The 20,248-nt window shown below is 61.7% G+C and carries 14 protein-coding genes and 2 pseudogenes; 13 read left to right on the top strand and 3 right to left on the bottom strand.

Annotated elements, in window-relative coordinates:
- Nucleotides 1-55: 55 nt before the first annotated feature.
- Entirely contained in the window at nt 56-574 is a 519-nt protein-coding gene (locus JFX23_RS07975; RefSeq protein ID WP_198776446.1) for a hypothetical protein, read from the top strand.
- Between the two features lie 260 nt (nt 575-834).
- Here JFX23_RS07975 and JFX23_RS07970 read toward each other — a convergent pair whose 3' ends face one another.
- Both JFX23_RS07970 and JFX23_RS09650 read right to left on the bottom strand, forming a co-directional pair.
- Nucleotides 835-2,094: a HipA domain-containing protein gene (locus JFX23_RS07970; RefSeq protein WP_198776445.1), complete on the bottom strand. Its 1,260-nt coding sequence runs from the start codon at nt 2,092-2,094 to the stop codon at nt 835-837.
- A gap of 359 nt (nt 2,095-2,453) precedes the next feature.
- A pseudogene (locus tag JFX23_RS09650) lies at nt 2,454-2,624 on the bottom strand (helix-turn-helix domain-containing protein); the annotation flags it as partial.
- Between the two features lie 708 nt (nt 2,625-3,332).
- Here JFX23_RS09650 and JFX23_RS07960 point away from each other — a divergent pair.
- The 6 genes from JFX23_RS07960 (at nt 3,333) to smc (ending at nt 12,253) form a co-directional block, all read left to right on the top strand.
- Complete coding sequence (locus tag JFX23_RS07960) at nt 3,333-5,021, top strand: bifunctional folylpolyglutamate synthase/dihydrofolate synthase (RefSeq protein WP_198776454.1); 1,689 nt, start codon at nt 3,333-3,335, stop codon at nt 5,019-5,021.
- 91 nt (nt 5,022-5,112) lie between these two features.
- Entirely contained in the window at nt 5,113-6,105 is a 993-nt protein-coding gene (gene dhaK, locus JFX23_RS07955; RefSeq protein WP_198776443.1) for a dihydroxyacetone kinase subunit DhaK, read from the top strand.
- 10 nt (nt 6,106-6,115) lie between these two features.
- Nucleotides 6,116-6,748 (top strand): dihydroxyacetone kinase subunit DhaL, encoded by a 633-nt coding sequence (dhaL, locus tag JFX23_RS07950; RefSeq protein WP_198776442.1) that lies wholly within the window; start codon nt 6,116-6,118, stop codon nt 6,746-6,748.
- On the top strand, nt 6,745-7,449 hold the full coding sequence (dhaM, locus tag JFX23_RS07945; protein ID WP_198776441.1) for a dihydroxyacetone kinase phosphoryl donor subunit DhaM: 705 nt from the start codon (nt 6,745-6,747) through the stop codon (nt 7,447-7,449). The genes dhaL and dhaM overlap by 4 nt, the downstream gene beginning before the upstream one ends.
- 358 nt (nt 7,450-7,807) lie before the next feature.
- Nucleotides 7,808-8,266 carry a nucleoside-diphosphate kinase gene (gene ndk / locus JFX23_RS07940; protein WP_005961519.1) on the top strand — a complete coding sequence of 153 codons (459 nt, stop codon included), beginning with the start codon at nt 7,808-7,810 and terminating at the stop codon, nt 8,264-8,266.
- A 447-nt stretch (nt 8,267-8,713) separates the two neighbouring features.
- Entirely contained in the window at nt 8,714-12,253 is a 3,540-nt protein-coding gene (smc, locus tag JFX23_RS07935) for a chromosome segregation protein SMC (protein WP_198776440.1), read from the top strand.
- A 205-nt stretch (nt 12,254-12,458) separates the two neighbouring features.
- Here the strand turns inward: smc and JFX23_RS07930 are convergent, their stop codons facing one another.
- Nucleotides 12,459-12,680 carry a DUF7455 domain-containing protein gene (locus JFX23_RS07930; protein ID WP_198776439.1) on the bottom strand — a complete coding sequence of 74 codons (222 nt, stop codon included), beginning with the start codon at nt 12,678-12,680 and terminating at the stop codon, nt 12,459-12,461.
- Between the two features lie 317 nt (nt 12,681-12,997).
- Here JFX23_RS07930 and JFX23_RS07925 point away from each other — a divergent pair, with 317 nt between their 5' ends.
- The 6 genes and pseudogenes from JFX23_RS07925 (at nt 12,998) to JFX23_RS09545 (ending at nt 20,246) form a co-directional block, all read left to right on the top strand.
- On the top strand, nt 12,998-15,109 hold the full coding sequence (locus tag JFX23_RS07925; RefSeq protein WP_198776438.1) for a DNA gyrase/topoisomerase IV subunit B: 2,112 nt from the start codon (nt 12,998-13,000) through the stop codon (nt 15,107-15,109).
- 81 nt (nt 15,110-15,190) lie between these two features.
- The gene (locus JFX23_RS07920) at nt 15,191-16,210 is read left to right on the top strand and encodes a GNAT family N-acetyltransferase (protein WP_233050693.1); all 1,020 of its coding nucleotides are present in this window, start codon (nt 15,191-15,193) and stop codon (nt 16,208-16,210) included.
- A gap of 15 nt (nt 16,211-16,225) precedes the next feature.
- Complete coding sequence (locus JFX23_RS07915) at nt 16,226-17,287, top strand: N-acetyltransferase (RefSeq protein WP_233050692.1); 1,062 nt, start codon at nt 16,226-16,228, stop codon at nt 17,285-17,287.
- Between the two features lie 277 nt (nt 17,288-17,564).
- Nucleotides 17,565-19,022: pseudogene (locus tag JFX23_RS07910) on the top strand (sugar porter family MFS transporter).
- Nucleotides 19,015-19,965 (top strand): PfkB family carbohydrate kinase, encoded by a 951-nt coding sequence (locus JFX23_RS07905; protein ID WP_198776437.1) that lies wholly within the window; start codon nt 19,015-19,017, stop codon nt 19,963-19,965. The pseudogene JFX23_RS07910 and the gene JFX23_RS07905 overlap by 8 nt, the downstream one beginning before the upstream one ends.
- A 152-nt stretch (nt 19,966-20,117) precedes the next feature.
- Nucleotides 20,118-20,246, top strand: a complete 129-nt coding sequence (locus JFX23_RS09545) for a hypothetical protein (protein ID WP_268874450.1) — start codon at nt 20,118-20,120, stop codon at nt 20,244-20,246.
- The last annotated feature ends 2 nt before the right edge of the window (nt 20,247-20,248 follow it).

Genomic DNA, 20,248 nt, shown 5'->3' with positions numbered 1-20,248 from the left:
CCTTAAAGTGACTGGAATATATTTGTAGAAACGTTTGTTTAGGGAATTGAGATAGATGTTAGACTTGTTTGTTCCCGGTGTTTTGTCTGCTTTGTTGTCCGCTCTTGTTGGAGGGTTCCTTGGTTCTGTTGTCTCCGCCTGTGTTTCCTTAAGAATTGATGCAAATAGGCGTAAAGAGGAGGCTCTCGATTCTTTGTATGGTCTCTATTATGCGTTAGTGGGCTATCAGAATAGTTGCTCGATGACGTGGGGTGTTGATGATCCGATTCTTTTTGGCTCGCGGGCGGAGCTGGGGCGGAGATTGGTTGAGGCAACACCCTATTTTCAGTACTTGAGGGAGAAAGGCAGAGATAATCTACTAAAAGGGGTTTGGTTAGAGGATTATGACCTTTTTGGGGGTGATCGTGAGATTGCAGAAGCGGGTGATTCGCATTGGGCTAAGGAATTCTCAGATGTTCTGTTGTCTGCGATCAACTCTTCTTATTTTTTGCGAAAGAGTCTTTTTGGTTGGATATTCTTCTTGTTGGAGCGTAGGGTTAGCGATGTGTGTGGTGGATCGTCTCGCAATGCGTAGAAGGCAGGATGGTAGGTCCAATTGTGGTACCTGGGTGCCATGTTCTTGAAGGCGACTTTGGGTCGGATTCCTGGGGCTTGGCTGGCGACGCTGTTCGTCCTTTCTGTGTCCAGTCAACTAACGAAGTCGTCAACAGTAGTCGTGAGCATTAGTGCGGTATGGTCTTCAGATTTTGACTCCCAATTTAGGGTGCGGTCGCTACCTGTCTTGGAATCGGCGATGTTCTCCTGCGCAACGATTCTCTGATGAGATGGAGCGAATCAGTCAAGCTGTCGCAAGACCGACTGACAGTGCTTGGCGAGTTCGGCCTCGACTCGTTGGATGTGCTCTGTGGTTTCAGCACTCAAGGAGTGCAGAACCTCGTCGATGGCTTCTTTGAACGCCATCGGGATGATACGAGCAGATGCTGTTGCGAATCCCAGTAATGAATCTCCGTCAACTTTCAAAGCGTCGGCGAAGCGCAGGATATGTGTGCTATGGACTTGGGGCATCTGAGTCTTTCCCCCGATCCCCATTGCAAGGCTGTCGTACGTGGTGCTCTGCCCGAGACCTGTAGCTACGTCATACAACGGCGCGAGTACCGGGGAATCCGATGTGAGAATCGCGGAGAAGTTCTTCGCATGCCCGTCGGGTGCGGCCACGATCCAGTTGAGCAGTACACCTCTTGCAAATAGATCGATCTGGTCCTGCGACGTCCCTGTCTTACGCAGAACTGAGACGACATCCGCTGCCGTCACACGATACTTGTCACGAGGTAATGTTGAAGTTGACTGACAGAAGTCTTCCTGATGGATCCTGTATAGATGGCCAGTTTCATCCCTAAAACGGTCGTAACGGGTGACGACGATAGCCGGTGTCCGGTCGAAGACTGTGAAGCTCGATTCGGCGATCTCTGGAAAAGGCATTGTTCCGGTTAGGGCTTGACCGGTCAGGGAGAGTGCCCTCATAGTTAGGTGCTCGATTAAAGCTTGTGATCGTAATTCGGTGATTCCGGGTTTAAAAATGTGAGTCGTAGCTTGTGATCCGCAGGCCTCGAACCAGTGACCATTTTCATAGCGCAGGGCAAATTTTGCCTGCAGGCCGCCAAGCGACCAATGCTCTCCAGTCACTATCCAGGGGATCCCGGAAGCTGATGAAGCCCCTTTCAGTCGGCGACCGATCTGTTCTTCATCTATCGGCTTCAGGGGCCCCTCGAGTTCGGAGGCTTCAACATCTTCTGGGAAGAACTGCACCGCCCCCGGGCAATCCCTGCCAATCTTCTCTAACAGTGAGAAAAGGTTGTTTGCATTTGCCCCGGTCCGCTCTGCTGTAGCTCTACGGACTATCTCGTTCTCAGGTAATAGACCTTCAATGTAGGCGCGAGTGAGTCGATGAGAAACCGGGCGACTAGATGGCGCGAACGCCAATGATAGGCGTGGTGCGTCCTCGGTGGGGGGAGCGGTCAAGGTTGTCTTTCCGTGATCGTCCTGATCCAGGTGGCCGACGGAATGGCCGTTCATCATCATGTTCAGGCGCTTCATTTTGGTTTCCGTTGGCCTTCAATTTCTTGCATGAGCTTCTGAATTGCTTCAGTTGCAGCGAGAGAATAAGGAGTTGAGGTTGTTGTTGAAGCGGCGACTGATAGGCGACCAATGATCTTTGCTGCCTCTAGGAAGGCAGAGCGCATCTGAGGATTTGGGAAGCTTGGAGCGTTCTGTGATATGCCGTGGGTACTCGCGCCTGTATACCCCATCTCTTTCAGGGCTTTGCGGGTCGCCTCATTCGTTGTCAACCTCGTTGAGTTCGGAGTGTGTAGCGGAGGGGGAATGCTCGGATTCTCGGATCGTGGACTTGATGGTTCGCGGGATGAGCATGGGGAGAGGGATAGATCTATGTCGAGGGAGCTGAGGACCTGGAAAATCTTTGACAATTCAGCGCCAGCGCGTTCGCCGCGCTCAACGCCGGACAGCCACTCTCGAGAGACCCGCGCTTTCGAGGCCAGCTGGGCCTGAGTGAGCCCCTGATCGAGGCGCTCCTCGCGGATTGCTGCTCCAAGGCCTTGGGGACCCATGATTCGTCGGAACTGCATGATGTGATGGTACGTCAACATTCGTTTGATGTAAACGTATTGTCACATCTCATAGGTGTGGATGTACGTTCACGCCGGGCTGTGTGAATGTAGCGTCACTTCGGATCATTGATTCTGAGGGTTGCCTTGGCTCTCACATTTCAGCATTCTGCACTTCGGATCTGGACGGCACCGCTGCTTGCGAGAGCCTTCGCGAGGATGTCATCGGCAATGCGCGGAAGATCAGTCCCAACCGTGGGTCTGAGGTAGGGCAGATTCATTGTGATTGCAATGAAAAGCCCGTGTTCATTGGGTAAGTTGGCTGGTTTCTATTGGTGAAGTTGGCTGGTTTTTGTTGGTGAAGTTGGACGAATTAGGGGCACTATTCCGCTTTGAGGGTGAGCGCTTGGTCCTTTGGTGGGCACAAGTCGGACGAAGAGGGGGAGAGTGGGGTGAACCCCGACTTGCGACCTGGGCAAATGCGCTTGGCCGTGGGAGAGAAGGGCCGTGAGGGTCCGACTTGTGCCCAGAAGGCGCCCATGCACCCGGGCGGTGAGCCTTGGCGCAGCGTGCGGGGATAGAATCGGCTTTCGCGTCCCGGGACCCCGGGAAGGAGCCCGGGAGGAATGAATGGCAAACGAGCACCCCGCATTTTTCGGTGACGAGCAGCAGCAGAGCAAGAAGGGTGAGGACCTGCAGCAGAGCAATGAGATGAATGCTCACGAGCGCCGCGAGCAGCACCAGCACGACGAGTACCACGAGCACCAGCCCGGCACCATCCCCGCGGATCTCCTCCCGTACCTCGAGCAGGCCGATGCCCCCGACGAACTCGCCCTCACCGACGTCACCAACGCCGACGCATCCGAGGAGGAGGACGAGCGCGCTGCAGCCCTTCGCGCCCTCGTCGAATCCTCCCTGCTGCTCGGCCCCGACCCCTCCATTCTCGCCGAAATCGAGGGCGAGGTCGATGAGGACTTCCTCGAAGACGCCGCGCAGGCGAAGGCCGAACAGGCCAAGCTCGAGCATGAGCGAGCCCTCGATGAGGCTGATGCACAGCTTGCGCTCGACACGAGAGTCGAGGAGATCTACCAGTCGATCGTCTCGCGCGCGCCCGAGCATAATGTCCAGCCCTCCACGCAGCGGGTGAAAGCAGTCCTCGACATTCTCGGCGACCCTCAGAGCTCCTACCCGGCCATTCACATCACGGGGACCAATGGCAAGACCTCCACAGCCCGGATCATTGACGCGCTGCTCACGGCCTTCGGCATGAAGACCGGCAGGTTCACCTCCCCGCACCTGCTCGACGCCCGCGAGCGCATCAGCCTTGAGGGCGCCCCTATCTCCAAGGAGGGCTTCATCGCCGCCTGGGAGGACGTCGCCCCCTATATCGACATGGTCGATGAACGTTCCACCACCGAAGGAGGGCCTCGCCTGTCCTTCTTCGAAGTCTTCACCGTCATGGCTTTCGCGGCCTTCGCCGACTATCCCATCGACGCGGCCGTCGTGGAAGTCGGAATGGGTGGCCTGTGGGATGCGACGAACACTCTTGATGCGGGGGTGAGTGTCATCATGCCGATCGACCGTGACCACACCACATGGTTGGGCTCCGAGATTGCTGATATTGCGCGCGAGAAGGCGGGCATCATCAAACCCGGACAGATCGTCGTCATCGCCGAACAGCCCGAAGAGGCCCTCGATATTCTCCTCGAACGCGCCCGCGAGGTCGATGCCGTCGTGCGCCTGGAGGGACGGGACTTCGAGGTGCTGGGACGCCAGATGGGCGTCGGCGGGCAACTTGTGAGCGTCCGTACCCCTGCAGCCGTATACGAAGACGTCTTCCTTCCGCTTTTCGGCGAGCACCAGGCCCACAACGCCGCTTGCGCCCTCGTCGGAGTCGAAGCGTTCATGGGAGGCCGTGAGCTTGACGGGCGAATCGTGGAGAACGGCATGATGACGGCAACTTCGCCCGGGCGCCTCCAGGTCGTCCGCCATTCACCGACGATCATCGCTGACTCCGCCCACAATCCGGCCGGAGTCAGATCCTTGGCCCGCGCCCTCGAAGAGTCCTTCCCCTTTGCGCACACTGTCGGCGTGTATTCAGCAATGGCGGATAAGGAGATCGAATCCGTGCTGTCCGAGATGGAGCCGCACCTCGACTCGATCGTCGTCACGCAGATGCCGGGGGAGCGGGCGGCCGATCTTGAGACGCTCCAGCTCATCGCCGCCGAGGTTTTCGGCGAGGAACGGGTTCAGGCGCGCGATTCGCTCGCTGATGCGGTGGATCTGGCGGCCCAGCTTGCCGAGGCGACGAGTGACCCTGCGGACAAGGCGGGTGTCGTTGTCTTCGGTTCGGTTGTTCTTGCAGGTCATATGCTGTCTTTGGCCGGAAAGAAGGCTTAAGGTCTGCACACTCGTCCAAATGGGTGGTTGAACGTGCATCGAGGTGGCAGCATTGGTCGTGGCGACCGCTCACCGGATGCAAGGAGGCACTATGAAGAAGCTGGTCAACGACGTCCATAACGTCGTGAAGGAAACCCTGGAGGGCTTCGCCCTCGCCCACGCCGACCTGGTCGAGGTCCATCTTGATCCCGACTTCGTGACCCGTAAAACCCCGAAGGTCGAAGGGAAGGTCGGACTCGTGTCCGGCGGCGGCTCCGGCCACGAACCCCTTCACGCAGGCTTCGTCGGTGAGGGCATGCTCGACGCGGCCGTCCCCGGAGCGGTGTTCACGTCACCGACCCCCGATCCGATCCTCGAGGCGACGAAGGCCGCCGACCACGGCGCTGGCGTCTTGCACATTGTGAAGAACTACACCGGCGACGTCCTCAACTTCGAGACCGCCGCCGAAATGGCCGAAATGGAGGACATCGAGGTGCGCAGCATCGTCGTGAACGACGATGTGGCCGTTGAAGATTCGCTCTACACTGCGGGCCGCCGGGGCGTCGCAGGCACGATCTTCGTCGAAAAGCTCGCGGGAGCCGCCGCTGAACGCGGTGACGACTTGGACGCCGTGACCGCAGTCGCGCAGAAGACGAACTCTGAAATGCGCTCCATGGGCCTGGCTCTGGGCCCCTGCACCGTCCCCCACGCGGGCAAACCCTCCTTCGACCTCGCTGATGATGAGATTGAGCTCGGAATCGGCATCCACGGAGAGCCCGGATACCGCCGCGGGAAGATGGAAAGCGCCGACGCCCTCGTCGAAGAGCTTTACACGAAGGTTCGCGACGACCTCGAACTCAAAGCTGGGGAGCGCGTCATCACCCTCGTCAACGGCATGGGCGGCACTCCCTCCTCGGAGCTGTACATCTGCCACCGTCGCCTCGCTGAACTCCTCGAAGCGGATGGCGTGAGCATTGCTCGCTCCCTCGTTGGCAACTACGTCACCAGTTTGGAGATGCCCGGCGTGTCCATCACGCTGCTGCGCGTCGACGATGAACTGCTCGAGCTTTTCGACGCGCCGGTGTTCACTCCGGCATGGAAGTGAGGAACGCACAATGACTCTCGACGTCGCATGGGCGACCCGGTGGATGCTGCTCACCCGTGAAGCCGTTGCCGCCAACCGCGAGTACCTCATTGATCTGGACCGCCAGATCGGCGACGGCGACCACGGTGAGAACCTCGACCGCGGCTTCTCCCAGGTCGTCTCGGTCCTCGAGGAGAGGCCCTGCGGGAGCGTCCAAGACGTTTTGAAAGTCGTCGCGAAGACCCTCATGTCCACGGTTGGAGGAGCGGCGGGGCCCCTGTATGGCACTGCGTTCCTGCGCGCCGCGAAGGCCTGCGCCCTCGAACCCGTCAAGGCCGAGGGCGTGGCAGCGCTGATCTCGGCAGCGCTCGAAGGGATTCAGGCCCGCGGCAAGGCCGAACGCGGGGAGAAGACCATGGTCGATGCCTGGGGCCCCGCATCCGATGCTGCCGCGAAGGCCGCATCCGAGGGGGCGGACGAGATCGCGGTCCTCGAGGCCGCAGCTGCTGCCGCCGCCGAGGGCGCAGCCGCGACCGAACCGATGAAAGCAACGAAGGGGCGCGCCTCCTACTTGGGTGAGCGCTCCATCGGGCACCTCGATCCGGGCGCGATGTCCTCGTCGATCATTTTGGCCAAGGCTCTCGAAGCTGCGAAGAGGGCATGATGACCAGGGTCGCTTTCGTCATTGCTTCGCATTCGGATCTTCTGGCCAGGGGAATCGTTGAACTCGCCGAACAAATGGCGCCGGACGTCGTCTTCAAGGCGGCGGGCGGCACCGAGGACGGGGGGATCGGCACTTCCTACGACAAGATCGAAGCGGCTGTGAACTCGGCGCTGGAGGCTGTGGGAACCGAAGCGGGCTCGGGCGTCGTCGTCCTGGCTGATCTTGGGTCCGCGCTGATGACAGTCGAGGCTGTGCTCGATTTCGCCGACGACCCGGAGCACATCGTCTTCGTTGATGCCCCCGTGGTGGAGGCGACGGTCGCGGCTTCCGTGAAGGCACAGCTCGGCGATTCCCTTGGCAATGTCGTGGCGGCGGCCCGAAACGTCTGCAAATTGGCGGCGGAGGAGGCCGAGGATTTCGATCTTCGCCCCGAACCGCCTATCCGGGATGATGAGCCGATGACGGCGAGTGCTCTTGTCGCTGACCCGGTGGGGCTGCACGCTCGCCCGGCGGCGCTCGTCGCTCGGGTCGCAGGCTCTTTCGACGCTGAGGTGACTTTGAACGGTGCGGATGCTGCATCGGTTCTTGAACTCATGGCGCTCGGAGTCACTCAGGGGCAAAGGGTTGAGCTTTCAGCTTCGGGCCCGGAAGCGGCTCAGGCCTTGGACGCTGTTGTGAAGGCGATCGAGAAGGTCGAGTGAAGCCGATGGCTGCCCGGGGTGTTCCTCGGGCAGCCTCTGGGCTCGGCCTCTTGCTTGACTTGAGGCTCAATGCTGAAAGCGGGATTCTCAGACAGCCCGGAGCTGAGGTGTTGTGCTGGACTTCGGCTGGGAGTTCGGCTTGCTGCGTCGGCCTCTCCTCCGGCTTAAGCCTCAATGCTCACAGCGTTCTCCTCGAGTGGCCCAGGCCGATGATCCTCAGCCGATTCACAGCGAGGAACAGCGCTGTGAGAGCATCCGGAATCCCCTACGCCCGACCGCGTTTATCTGCCAGAATGATTCGCGCTCGAAGCCGAGCATCTGATGATGCTCATTGAAACGACAACTGAAAGGTGGGCCGATGCCGACTCCTGAACTGCTCGACCCGAACAAGGAGCACACTCTCGTCCTCGTTAAGCCCGATGGTTTCGCCCGGGGCCTCACCGGCGAGGTCCTGCGCCGCATCGAGGCGAAGGGCTACGTGCTCAAGGGCTTGAAGATCAAGCGGGCCTCGAAAGAATTGCTTGAGGAGCACTACGCGGAGCACCGCGATCAGCACTTCTTCCCCGGCCTGCTCGAGTTCATGAGCTCGGGTCCCCTTGTGGCGGTCGTCGTCGAGGGTGACCGGGTGATCGAGGGCGTTCGCGTCCTCATGGGGACGACGAATCCGACGCTCGCGGCACCTGGAACGATCCGCGGCGACTTGGGACGTGACTGGGGTTCGAAGTACGTGGAGAACGTGGTCCACGGATCGGATTCTCCGACTTCCGCGGAGCGTGAGATCGCTTTGTGGTTCCCTGAGCTCGTCTACCACGAGTGACGAGGACGCGGCCGGGAGGCGCCCCAGGCGCCTCCCGCTTGGCGCTTCTTCGCCGACGCGCCACACACTGAGAACGCAGCTGCTTGCTTGCACGGGTCGTGTTTCGTCGCTTCTTCAAGGAATCGTAGAGGGACTGATGCTCTGGCAACACAACGCGGCGACGATAGAGCAAGACCTGGGCGGGGATTCGATCCGCCGATGCTGATCAAACGCTTCGATAATGCGACGCTCCGATGATGACCCAGCGCGGCGGCGCTGCAGCGCCGTGCGGATCCTCCAATCCTCTGGTAACCATCAAGCGCAGACAACGCAGAGCGCAGCGCAGTCAACGCCGCGACAATCCTGAAAGGGCGTGACCCTCGCACAAGCCACGCCTCAACAAACACAACAAGAACACAGGCGCCTGCCCGCACCTAAGGGAGGCGCCATTTCGCGTAATGTGGCCATGTGCACCTCAAATCCTTGTCCCTGCGCGGGTTCAAGTCCTTCGCGAGCGCAACGACACTCCGCCTCGAACCTGGGATCACCTGCGTCGTCGGGCCCAATGGCTCGGGCAAGTCGAATGTCGTGGACGCCCTCGCGTGGGTCATGGGTGAACAAGGTGCGAAGAGCCTGCGCGGCTCCAACATGTCAGACGTGATCTTCGCCGGTACAGCTGCACGCCCCGCCCTCGGCCGCGCACAAGTGGATCTGACGATCGACAACACTGACGGAGTGCTGCCGATCGACTACACGGAAGTCACGATCACCAGGACCCTCTTTCGCGGCGGCGGCTCCGAATACGCGATCAACGGTGCTCCCGCTCGACTCCTCGACATTCAAGAACTCCTCTCCGACACGGGCATGGGTCGTCAAATGCACGTCATCGTCGGCCAGGGCAGGCTCGACTCGATCCTCCAAGCAAGCCCGGAAGAACGACGCGGATTCATTGAAGAGGCCGCCGGAGTCCTCAAACACCGGCGCCGAAAAGAACGCGCGCTCCGCAAACTCGCGGACATGGACCACAACCTCGTGCGCGTCCTCGACCTCACCCAGGAGATCCAACGCCAACTCGGCCCGCTGGCCCGACAAGCCCGAACCGCGCGCAAAGCCTCCCTCATCCAGGCCCGAGTCCGTGACGCGAAAGCCCGCCTCCTCGCCGACGAACTCGTCGCAGCACACGAGCGTCTTGCCGCCCAATCCGAATCCGAACAGCTCCTCAAAAGACGCCGGGCCTCCATTGAGGAACGCATCGAGCGCATCAGCGCGCAGATCACACAGCTCGAAGACCATGAGCGCTCCCTCGTTCCCGCCCTCGAACAGGCGAATAGGCAATGGCAGGAGATCACCGCACTGCATGAGCGTCTGCGCGGAACCCTTCGGACCGCCCAAGAGCGCGTCCGCAACCATTCCCAACCCGAGCTTGCCCCCGAAGGTGAAGACCCCGAGGTCCTCGACCAGCGCGCCCAGAAGGCAGGAGAAGAGGACGCCGAGCTCCTCGAAGCGGTGGAACGAGCGAAAATGCGACTCACGGCCGTCATCCGTGAAAAGGACGAGGCCGAGGACGCCGATATGAGAGCTTCGGCAGAACTCGCACGCGTCAATCGTGTGCACGCCGATCATCGGGAGATGAGGGCGAGACTCACCGGCGATGTGGCGAGTGCGAAAACCCGCGCGGAGGCCGCCAAATCCGAAGCTGAACGTTCCCACAAGGCCCTTGAAGAGGCACATGAGCGCCTCGAAAAAGCCCGTGAGGCCCTGGCTGGCGCACCTCGACTTGAGGAGGAGGCCCAGGGCGGAGCCGCTGACACGCACCTTAGAGCGACCAGGAAACGCGATGAGGCCCGCGCCGCAGTCGACGCGCTTGTAGCGAAAGAACGCGAGGCTAGAGCAGACAGAGCACACTGGGAGGCGCGACGCGACGCGCTCGCCCAATCCCTCGTCAGAGATGACGACACCTCCAGGCTCATTGAGGCCGAGGGCAGCTTCGGGGCTGTACAAGAATTCATCGAAGCCGAACGCGGCGCGGAGAACGCGATCGCCGCATTGCTCTCGCCTTTCGCAGACGCGGTCCTCGTCGAGTCCGTGGAGGCGGCCGCCACTCATGTGCGCGATGCGGAAAGACTCGGCTCCGGGCAGTTGAGAATGCTCATCGCAGGGGAGACCCCGACACAGGAATCTGCGCACAGTAGCGAGCACGACCGGGGCCCTGCCCCGAAGGGCGCGAAGTGGGCGCGCGAGTGCGCGACAGCGAAAGGACCGATCGGCTTGGCGCTCGCGGCCCTCCTCGACCATGCGGTTATCGTCGAGGACCTTGATGGTGCGCTCGCCGCTCTTGACGATGAACGAGTGCGAGCAGCGGTCACGTCGAGCGGTGCGATCCTGCGCAGAGAATCCGTAATCGGCTCGGGAGCTCCGGGCGATTCCCTGCTGGCCCTGCGCGCGCAACTTGAGGACGCCAAGGATCGGGCGCGCCACGCGGTTGAGGAGGAGGCGCGCATCGACGCTGAACTTCAGGCGGCGAACTCCTCACTGGATGAAGCCATCCGTGGCGCGAACGAGGCACTCAAGGCACTTCGCGCCGAGGACTGGCACAAGGCGAAAATCGCACAGGAACAGGCTCGTTTGAAATCAGCCGTCCAAGCGGCCGAAGCTGAAGCGGCCCGCACACGGGCGACGGCGAAGAAGGCTGCTGAACACGTCGAATGGGCGGACGAGAGGGTCAAAGACGCACAAACCCGTCTAGCTGAGCGCAGCGGTGAGGATCCCGGTGAGGATCTTGAAGCCGCGAAGGCTGCCGCTGAGAATGCTTCGGCGAAGGCTCGGGCGGCCCGAGAAACGGAGACGAATGCCCGCCTCGAGTTGCGCGCCATCGAAGAGAGATCACGCCAGGCCCAATCGAAGGCCCGTGCCCTTCGATCCCAGGCGGCTGCGGAGCGCGATGAGCGTCGACGTCGCATTGAACGCGAGGCTCGACGTGTGCGCGCACTCGAAGCAGCTGTGAATGTTGAAGCCGGGGCTCGGCTCGGCGTTGAGGCGGCGGCCCGCGCCCTCGAAGAGGCTGAGCAGGCCCGCCTGATCGATGAGGATGCTCGGCGTGAAACCTCGCAGGCATTGTCGGATGCGCGCCGCCAGGCGGAAGAGGCGCGCCTCGCCCTCGCAGATGTCACGGGAGCTTCGCAAAGGGACGAGATTGCGCGCGCCCAGCTTCAACTGCGGGTCGAGGACTGTGAACGCCGCGCTTTTGAGGAGCTCTCCTTAGAGACTGATACCCTTATCGCCGACTTCGGTCCTCATAATCTTGTCCCAAGATTCCCGGATGACCCGGATGCTGAAATCGAGGAGGGGGCAGCGCCCTTCGTCCGCTCCGAGCAGGAGAAGCTTTTGGAGGCCGCGACGAAGGAGCTTGTGCGCCTCGGCAAGGTCAATCCATTGGCTTTGGAGGAGCATGACGCCCTGGCGAAGCGCCACGAGTTCCTCGTGAGCCAGGTGAGGGATCTTCGCGAGTCGAAGGCGGATCTGCTGAGAATCATTGACGACGTGGATCGACTGGTGGAGGAGGCTTTCGCGTCCGCTTTTGAGGACACTCGCGCGCAATTCGCCCACGTGTTCGATGTGCTCTTCCCCGGCGGCAAGGGCGAGCTCATCCTCACTGATCCTGATGCGATGCTCGAAACGGGCGTTGAGATCGAGGCGCGCCCAGCAGGAAAGAAGGTCAAGCGCATGTCCCTCCTATCGGGTGGTGAGCGTTCCCTTGCGGCGATCGCTTTCCTCGTCGCGATCTTCAAGGCCCGTCCCTCGCCCTTCTATGTCATGGACGAGGTCGAGGCCGCTCTTGATGATGTGAATCTTTCGCGGCTTTTGAAGATCTTCCAGGAGTTGCGTGAGGAATCGCAGCTCATCGTCATTACGCATCAGAAGAGGACGATGGAGATCGCAGATGCCCTCTACGGCGTGACGATGCGCGATGGCGTGACGGGGGTCGTGTCTCAGCGGCTCGCCCATTAGCTCCACTGCGCGGGGGAGAGGCGCGAGCGAATCCGGAATTGCCCCACTGAGCTGAGCGAATGACAACACCTAGGTGCTCCTCATCCGCTTCGAGGGTACTTGCCCGACTGGGCTGCGGGCATGAAATCGGAGGTGAAAAGAGGGGACCTGTGGACTCTCAGCTCCACAGGCCCCCTTTCAGATCATGGAAAAGTACTCGAGGCGCTTAGTCCTCAAGGAGAAGATGGCGTTCGTCGAGGATTTCACTCGCCTTTGACGCGATTGGCGCGAGATGCTTGGAGCCGTGGTGGGCACAGAAGAAGAGGCGGCCACCGGAAGCGAGAGTGACGCGGACGCGTGCACGAGCGCCACACTGATCACAGCGGTCGGCTGCGGTGAGGATCGCTTCCTCGGTGGACGCCGGGCGTTCAAGAGTCGTTGCTGTCATGTCTCCATTGGACACCACGAGGGCGCCCCGGCGCGCATTCACAAGCCGATGTTCACCGCGGGCGCAATTCGGAGGGTGCTTCGGGCCGTGGCGGCTGCGGCGCAGGCGCGAGCACAGGAACCGATCGCGAGCGCAGGAGACTATCCAGGGTGCCACGTGTCCCGATGATGCCTCTCGCAGAGCAGAGAACAGGGACGAAGGCGTGATAAGGGGGCGATCACAGCCTTCGAACACACCCCTGCGGGCCGTGGGATTCGCCTTCGGCCTCGGGAATCTCGGCACGCCTGGATGGAAATGCCCAGGCTCTTCCTTAGGATATGCGGGTGACTCCTCCAGCCTCTGACTACTCAGCGCGCCACCTTTCCGTCCTCGAGGGGCTCGAAGCGGTGCGTAAGCGCCCCGGCATGTACATCGGTTCCACGGACCACCGCGGCCTCATGCACTGCCTCTGGGAAATCATCGACAACGCGGTCGATGAAGCGCTGGAAGGACACTGCGACACGATCAACGTCCGCCTCCACCCCGATCACTCCGCATCAGTGGCCGACAACGGCCGCGGAATCCCCGTTGACGAAGTCCCGGGAGTGGGCTTATCCGGCGTGGAGGTCGTTTATACGAAGCTCCACGCGGGCGGCAAATTCGGCGGCGGCTCCTACGCTTCTTCTGGCGGCCTCCACGGTGTTGGAGCGTCCGTCGTCAATGCCCTCTCCGCCCGCCTCGACGTGCAAGTCGACCGCGGCTCGAAAACCTGGGAAATGTGCTTCCGACGCGGAGAGCCCGGTGAATTCGACGATTCCGAGCAGCGCACCCCGAACTCGCCCTTCACCCCCTTCACCGACTCCTCCCGTTTGAAGACTGTCGGCAAAGTGAAGAAGAACACCACCGGCACCAGAGTGCGCTTTTGGGCGGACTTCCAGATCTTCCCCGCCACTGAGGGTTTTTCCTGGGAGAGCCTTCTCGCACGCGCCCGCCAGACTGCTTTCCTTGTGCCCGGATTGACGATCAATTGCTGGGACGAACGCGCAGAAGAGGTCCTCCACGAGTCCTTCCGCTTCGACGGAGGAGTCGTCGACTTCGTCAACTGGCTCGCCGGAGACGGAGCCGTGACGGACACCTGGCACATTGAAGGATCTGGGACTTTCACAGAGACCGTGCAGGCCCTCGACCCCGCGACTGGTCACCTTGCCGCGACTGAAGTGGAGCGCCTGTGCGAGGTCGACTGCGCCCTGCGCTGGGGGATCGGCTACGACACGACCCTCCAGTCCTTCGTCAACATCATCGCAACCCCGAAGGGCGGCACCCATATCGCAGGCTTCGAACAGGCGATCTTGAAGGTCCTGCGCGCCCAGATCGACAAGAACTCTCGCAAACTCAAAGTGACGGCGAAGGACGGACGCCCGGAGAAAGAAGATGTTCAGGCGGGCTTGACGGCTGTTGTGACCGTGCGATTCCCTGAGCCCCAGTTCGAAGGACAGACGAAGGAAGTTCTCGGTACCCCGCAGGTGCGTGCCGTCGTCAACCGGGTCGTTTCGGAGTGGCTGAAGAAGAAGTTCTCCTCCTCGAAACGCGATGACAAGCATCAGACCTCCCAACTGCTGGAGAAGGTCGTCGGGGAGATGAAGGCCCGGGTTTCGGCCCGCATCCACAAGGAGATCTCAAGAAGGAAGAACGCCCTCGAGACTTCCTCACTGCCCGCGAAACTCGCCGACTGTCGCATGGAGGACGTTTCTAAGACCGAACTCTTCATCGTCGAGGGCGACTCCGCGCTGGGAACCGCGAAGGCCGCGAGAAACAGCCAATATCAGGCCCTCTTCCCGATTCGGGGCAAGATCCTCAATGTCCAGAAGGCTTCGACTGCGGACATGCTTGCGAACGCGGAGTGCGCGAACATTATTCAAGTCATCGGCGCAGGATCGGGCAGAACCTTCGACATCGAGCAGGCGCGCTATGGCAAAGTCATCCTCATGACGGACGCGGATGTGGACGGCGCGCACATCCGCACCCTGCTCCTCACTCTGTTCTTCCGCTACATGCGTCCCATGGTCGAGGCTGGGCGAATTTACGCGGCAGTGCCCCCTTTGCATCGCATCGACGTGTCCGCGCGCGGAAGAAAACCCCGAGAGCTCGTCTACACCTACTCGGAGGTGGAACTCCATGCGAAGCTGGCGCAGCTGAGGAAACAGGGGAGGACCTGGAAGGAACCGATCCAGCGCTACAAGGGCCTGGGCGAAATGGACGCGGACCAGCTGGCGGAGACGACGATGGATCGCGCTCACCGCTCTCTGCGGCGGATCACCCTCGCCGATGAGGCGGCTTTGCGTGAGGCTGAGGAAGTGTTTGAACTTCTCATGGGATCTACCGTTGGTCCTCGTAAAGAGTTCATCGTTGAGGGCTCTTCTGGTCTTGATCGCGATCGAATCGACGCCTGAAATCTGGGTTTTCACCCGCTTGTGCGCCCCCGGAATTGGCGGGGTAAGACTTTAGGCCCGGATCGAAAGTACACTAGAAGCATGACTGGACTCGCTGAGCGACTAACGCCGCCGGCCTCAGTTCCGCACCCTGGCGTTCACCTTGGACTGCGGTGGCGTTCGATCATCGCGTCTGACGCCCCCTCGGTCTACGAGCTGATCCGAACGGTGGAAGCCGCTGATGACACTCATCATCGCGTCTCCGCCTCAGAGGTCGCCGACATGATTGAGGGCCGGTGCGGCACGGATTGGGTCGACGCCCTCGTCGGCATTGATGCTGAACATCGAATTTGCGCGGTCGCAACGGTGCGCGTGCTGCGTAGAATCACGGACTGTGCGAACGCCGTGGTTAACGCCTACGTTCACCCTCATTGGCGAGGACGAGGACTGGGGCGCGCCCTCTTGTACTGGCAGGACGGGCGTGCACGTCAGATGCTCGTTGAAGCTTTTGGCGCGGACAGTGAAATTCCCTCTTCGATCCATAACTTCGTCGATGCGCATATGACGGATCGGCGTCGCCTCTATATCGCGGCGGGCTTCTATGCGAAGCGCACCTTCCAGATCATGTATCGCGAGCTCGAAGGCTCCGAGAAGGCATTGAAAGCCAAACACGGCTATTCAGTGGTCCCCTGGGATGAGGTTGCCACAGCGGATGTTCGTCATGTCCATATGGATGCTTTTCTCGAGCATTACCGTCCCTCCTTGCGGGGCATATGGTGGGACGAGGCGACCGAGGAACTCGATCCGCGTTGGTCCTTCGTCGCCCTCGATCCGCACGGAAGGCCTGCGGGTTACTGTCTGACGGGAAGGCCTGCGGAGCGGTGGATCGCAAACGGTCGCACGGAAGCCTATATCTACCTGTTGGGCGTGGATGCTGAGCATCGTGGACATAGCCTTTCGACGGCCCTCCTGGGGGCAACGGTGTCGGCGGCTGCGGCGAGCGGGGTGTCACGAATCGGACTTGATGTCGATACGGAGAACCCTTCGAATGCGCATGCGATCTACGAGCGTTTTGGTTTCGTTGATGGGCCCGCTGAAGTCTTCTACACGATCGACCAATAGGGACGGGAGTGCGCCATGACTGATTCAGACGCGCTCAGCGGTGAAACCCTTCCTGTCGACACTGCTTGTCCTCCCGACACTGTTTCGCCCACGCAGGTGAGCTTGCCGGAGAGCCACCACGGCATCGTCTGGGAGGTTCTTGAGCCTGCGCACCTGCACAAGCTTGCGGCGCTCATTTCCCGAATGGAAGCTCAGGATAATCCTCCCTATCGGACGAGCACCGACGAGGTCGCTGAAATGCTCGCCGAAGATCGGACATGGAGGGGGCTTGCGGGTTTTGCGACGCGCGGAATCGCGAAGGGTCGCATGGTTGCCTTCGGCCAGGTGGTGCTTCGCAAGCCGGGCATCGTCGAATGTCTGTGTCAAGGCGGCGTTGATCCTTCTTTCCGCAGGATTGGTCTGGGGGGTTCCCTCGTTGCGTGGCAGGAGGCCACTGCGAGGCAGATGCTCGCAAGGATCCCCGATCTTGGGCGCGCGCAGATCGCCATGCAGGTCGAGGTCGGGCAGGAGGATCTCGAAGAGCAGTTGAAACTGCGGGGGTTTCATTGGGCCCGCACCTACTATGAGCTCCGTGCGGACCTTTCACGCATTCCGAACGCCCCTGATCTGGGGAGTTATCTGAGGATCGAGCCGTGGGGCCCGGAGTGGGAAGAGCCTGCTCGCATGGCTTCGAATCGGCTTTCCGAGTTGGAGTGGGGCAGGCCTCCGCTCACTCAGGAGCAGTGGTTGAGCGGGCGCAGTGCTTTTGTGCCCGAATGGTCTTTCGTTGCCGTCGACCGGCGGGGGGATCGTCCTCGTCTCCTCGGTTTCCTTCTCGCGTCGAAGTACGTTCAGGATTGGGCGGTTTTGGGGTGGCGTGAGGGCTACATCGACCAGATGGGGGTGCTCGAGGAGGCTCGTTCGAGTCATGCGGTCAATGCGCTCATCATCGCCTCGATGCGGGCGATGGCGTGCGACGGCATGGACCGCATTGGGACGGGCCTCGGGTCGGCGAACCACTCGGGGGCCTTAGCCGTTTACGACTACTTGGGTTTCCGCACAGTGGGGCAGACCCGCTTGTACGCCCGTGACGTCTGAGCGGCCTCGCCCGGCGCCACTTGCGACTTTGGTCCTTATCTGCTCACTTCGTGGACGTTGACAGCGCTAACGACCATTATGTGAATCACTTCATGTTCTGGGATAAACGGCGCGGAACCGGTCAATAGCGCTGCTATTTGGTTGATAAGGTGAGTCAGGTCACAGGCGCCGGTGTTTGTTGTATGTCTACCATCACAGAAGAATCGCCCATGTTCTCACGGGGATTTCGATGCGCGAGTCCCCGCGCGTCCCGTCACTAATCGACACGGAGACATGTATGACCACGTCGTCTACATCGCAGTCAAAGACTTCGCCGCTTGTCATTCGAAGCGCTATTGTAGCCTCCCTGGGCGGACTGCTCTTCGGTTTTGACACCGCTGTCATTTCAGGCGCCGAAGAGAAACTCAAAGAACTCTACGCGCTTTCCTCCGTCGGAGAGGGCATGATCGTCGCCATCGCCACGATCGGCACGATCTTCGGAGCGATCATCGCGGGCCGCCTCGCCGACCGCCATGGGCGCAAGCCGATCCTCTTCTGCATCGGCGTCTTCTTCGGCGTCGGCGCGCTCGCCACTGCGTTGGCCCCGACGCCCACCCTGATCTCCGCTGCGGACGGCTCGATGACGGCTTCCTCAGCCTTCCCGATCACCTTCTTCATGGTCTTCCGCTTTTTGGGCGGCATCGGCGTGGGCATGTCCTCGGTCGTCGCCCCCATCTACACCGCGGAGATCGCCCCCGCGCGAGTGCGAGGGCGCCTGGTCGGCCTCGTCCAGTTCAACATCGTCTTCGGTATCCTCCTAGCCTACGCCTCCAACGCGATCATCCGCGAGATTGTCCACGAGGAAACCGCGTGGCGGTGGATGCTCGGCGTCATGGCCGTGCCCGCAGTCCTCTTCCTGATCTTCCTCATGTCCGTCCCCGAAACGCCGCGCTGGCTTTTCGCCCACAGGCGCGAGGACCAGGCGCGCGAGATCTCCGCCCGCCTGACGAACTCCGCGGAGGAGTCCGAGGAGCAGATGAAGGAGATCGCCGACCAGCTGGCCGAGGACCGCGCCGCCGGGCACGTCCCCTTCTTCACGCGCCGCTACCGCAAGGTCATTCTCATGGCCTTCTGCATCGCGATGTTCAACCAGCTTTCCGGCATCAACGCGATCCTCTACTAAGCCCCCAAGGTCATGAGGCTCGCCGGCGGCGAGGCGATCTTCGGCGCGGCCTTCCCCTACATCGCCTCCGTGGTCGTCGGCCTCATGAACCTCATTGCGACGATGGCGGCCCTGACCGTCATCGACAAGCTCGGCCGCCGCCAACTCATGATCGTCGGCTCCATCGGGTACCTGGTGTCCCTGGGCTTCCTCGCGGGCATGATGTTCGCCTACGAGGCGGGCGCGGTCACCGGCGCCGCCGCCGTGTGGCTGGTACTCATCGGCCTGCTCGGCTTCATCGCATCCCACGCCTTCGGCCAGGGCTCGGTGATCTGGGTGTTCATCTCAGAGATCTTCCCCAACCGCGTGCGCGGGCGCGGCCAGTCGCTGGGCTCCCTGACGCACTGGACTTTCGCCTTCATCACCACCTACGCCTTCCCCGTCCTCACCGACAGCCTCGGTGGCGGCTTCGCCTTCGGAATCTTCTTCCTGTGCATGGTCGGCCAGCTACTCTGGGTCCTGAAAGTCATGCCCGAGACCAAGGGCATTCCGCTGGAAGAAATGGAAGAGAAGCTGGGGTTGAGCGATGACTAGGATCCTCAACATCGGTGAAGCGCTCATTGATGAGATCAACCGTCCCAATACCGCGCCCGTCGAGGTCGTCGGCGGCTCGATGCTCAACGTGGCGGCGGGCCTGACCCGCCTGGGCCACGAGTCCGAGCTGGCCACGTGGTTCGGCCGCGACGAGCGCGGCGACAAGGTCCGCGCCCACGCCGAGGAGGCGGGCGTCACCCTGGTCGAGGGCTCCGACGGCGCCGAGTTCACGACGGTTGCCCACGCGACAATCGACGAGAAGGCGCGCGCCGCCTACGAGTTCGACGTCTTGTGGGACGTGCCGGTCATCCCCAACCAGGACGGCGTCGGCCACATGCACACCGGGTCCTACGCGGCGACGTTCCAACCCGGGGGCGCGAAGGTGCTCGCCGCCGTCAAGCGGCAGGCCATCCACGGAACGGTCTCCTACGACCCGAACATCCGCCCGGCTCTGCTGGGCACCCCCGACGAGGTGCGCCCCCAGATCGAGGCCATCGTCGCCCTGTCCGACGTCGTCAAGGCGTCCGACGAGGACCTCGAGTGGCTTTACCCGGGCCGTCCGGTCGAGGAGATCATCCGCGAGTGGAGCCAGGCCGGACCCGCCCTAGTGCTGTGCACGCGGGGCCCCTGGGGGGTGTACATCAAGACCGCTGCCGAGCGCGACATGCTGGTCGTGGATCCCCTAGACGTGGAACTGGTCGACACCGTCGGGGCGGGGGACTCGCTCATGGCGGGCCTCATCTCCGGCTTGGTCGATGCGGACCTGTTGGGTAGCGCGGAGGCGAAGCAGCGACTGCGCGAGGCGCGCTGGGCCGACCTGATGCCCGCCATCCACCGGGGGATCATCACCTCGGGGATCACGGTCTACCACGAGGGCGCGTACTCGCCCACGAAGGAGGAGGTGGCCGCCATCTTGGCGGTGAGCAAGAACCTGCGGGGCTGAAACATCCCCAGTGAGGGGGTGGGGTGGGCCGTGATCGGTCGCCCCGCCCCCTTTGCGCGCCCGCCCTTTCGCGCTCGCCGCTCGGTGCGATCAGTCAGCGACGCGTTGCCGAAGGGGTTTTCCAGCCGAGGCGGGCACGGTGCTTCAGCCCGGTGGCGTCCCTGGGTTTCGCCCACGAGGTGAGCCTCGGGTCGGCGAACCACTCGGGCGCCCTCGCCGTATATGACTACCTGGGGTTCACGACAGTCGGGCAGTCCCGCCTGTACGCCATGGAGATCTAGTC

Origin of the sequence: Schaalia cardiffensis (assembly GCF_016405145.1) — a bacterium.
GTDB lineage: Bacteria > Actinomycetota > Actinomycetes > Actinomycetales > Actinomycetaceae > Pauljensenia > Pauljensenia cardiffensis.
This window is presented reverse-complemented; position numbering and strand designations above follow the sequence as displayed.

Coding starts and splice junctions, on each gene's coding strand:
- JFX23_RS07975 (WP_198776446.1), top strand. CDS start 56: ATGTTAGACTTGTTTGTTCCCGGTGTTTTGTCTGCTTTGTTGTCCGCT.
- JFX23_RS07970 (WP_198776445.1), bottom strand. CDS start 2,094: ATGAAGCGCCTGAACATGATGATGAACGGCCATTCCGTCGGCCACCTG.
- JFX23_RS07960 (WP_198776454.1), top strand. CDS start 3,333: ATGAATGCTCACGAGCGCCGCGAGCAGCACCAGCACGACGAGTACCAC.
- dhaK (WP_198776443.1), top strand. CDS start 5,113: ATGAAGAAGCTGGTCAACGACGTCCATAACGTCGTGAAGGAAACCCTG.
- dhaL (WP_198776442.1), top strand. CDS start 6,116: ATGACTCTCGACGTCGCATGGGCGACCCGGTGGATGCTGCTCACCCGT.
- dhaM (WP_198776441.1), top strand. CDS start 6,745: ATGATGACCAGGGTCGCTTTCGTCATTGCTTCGCATTCGGATCTTCTG.
- ndk (WP_005961519.1), top strand. CDS start 7,808: ATGCCGACTCCTGAACTGCTCGACCCGAACAAGGAGCACACTCTCGTC.
- JFX23_RS07930 (WP_198776439.1), bottom strand. CDS start 12,680: ATGACAGCAACGACTCTTGAACGCCCGGCGTCCACCGAGGAAGCGATC.
- JFX23_RS07925 (WP_198776438.1), top strand. CDS start 12,998: ATGCGGGTGACTCCTCCAGCCTCTGACTACTCAGCGCGCCACCTTTCC.
- JFX23_RS07920 (WP_233050693.1), top strand. CDS start 15,191: ATGACTGGACTCGCTGAGCGACTAACGCCGCCGGCCTCAGTTCCGCAC.
- JFX23_RS07915 (WP_233050692.1), top strand. CDS start 16,226: ATGACTGATTCAGACGCGCTCAGCGGTGAAACCCTTCCTGTCGACACT.
- JFX23_RS07905 (WP_198776437.1), top strand. CDS start 19,015: ATGACTAGGATCCTCAACATCGGTGAAGCGCTCATTGATGAGATCAAC.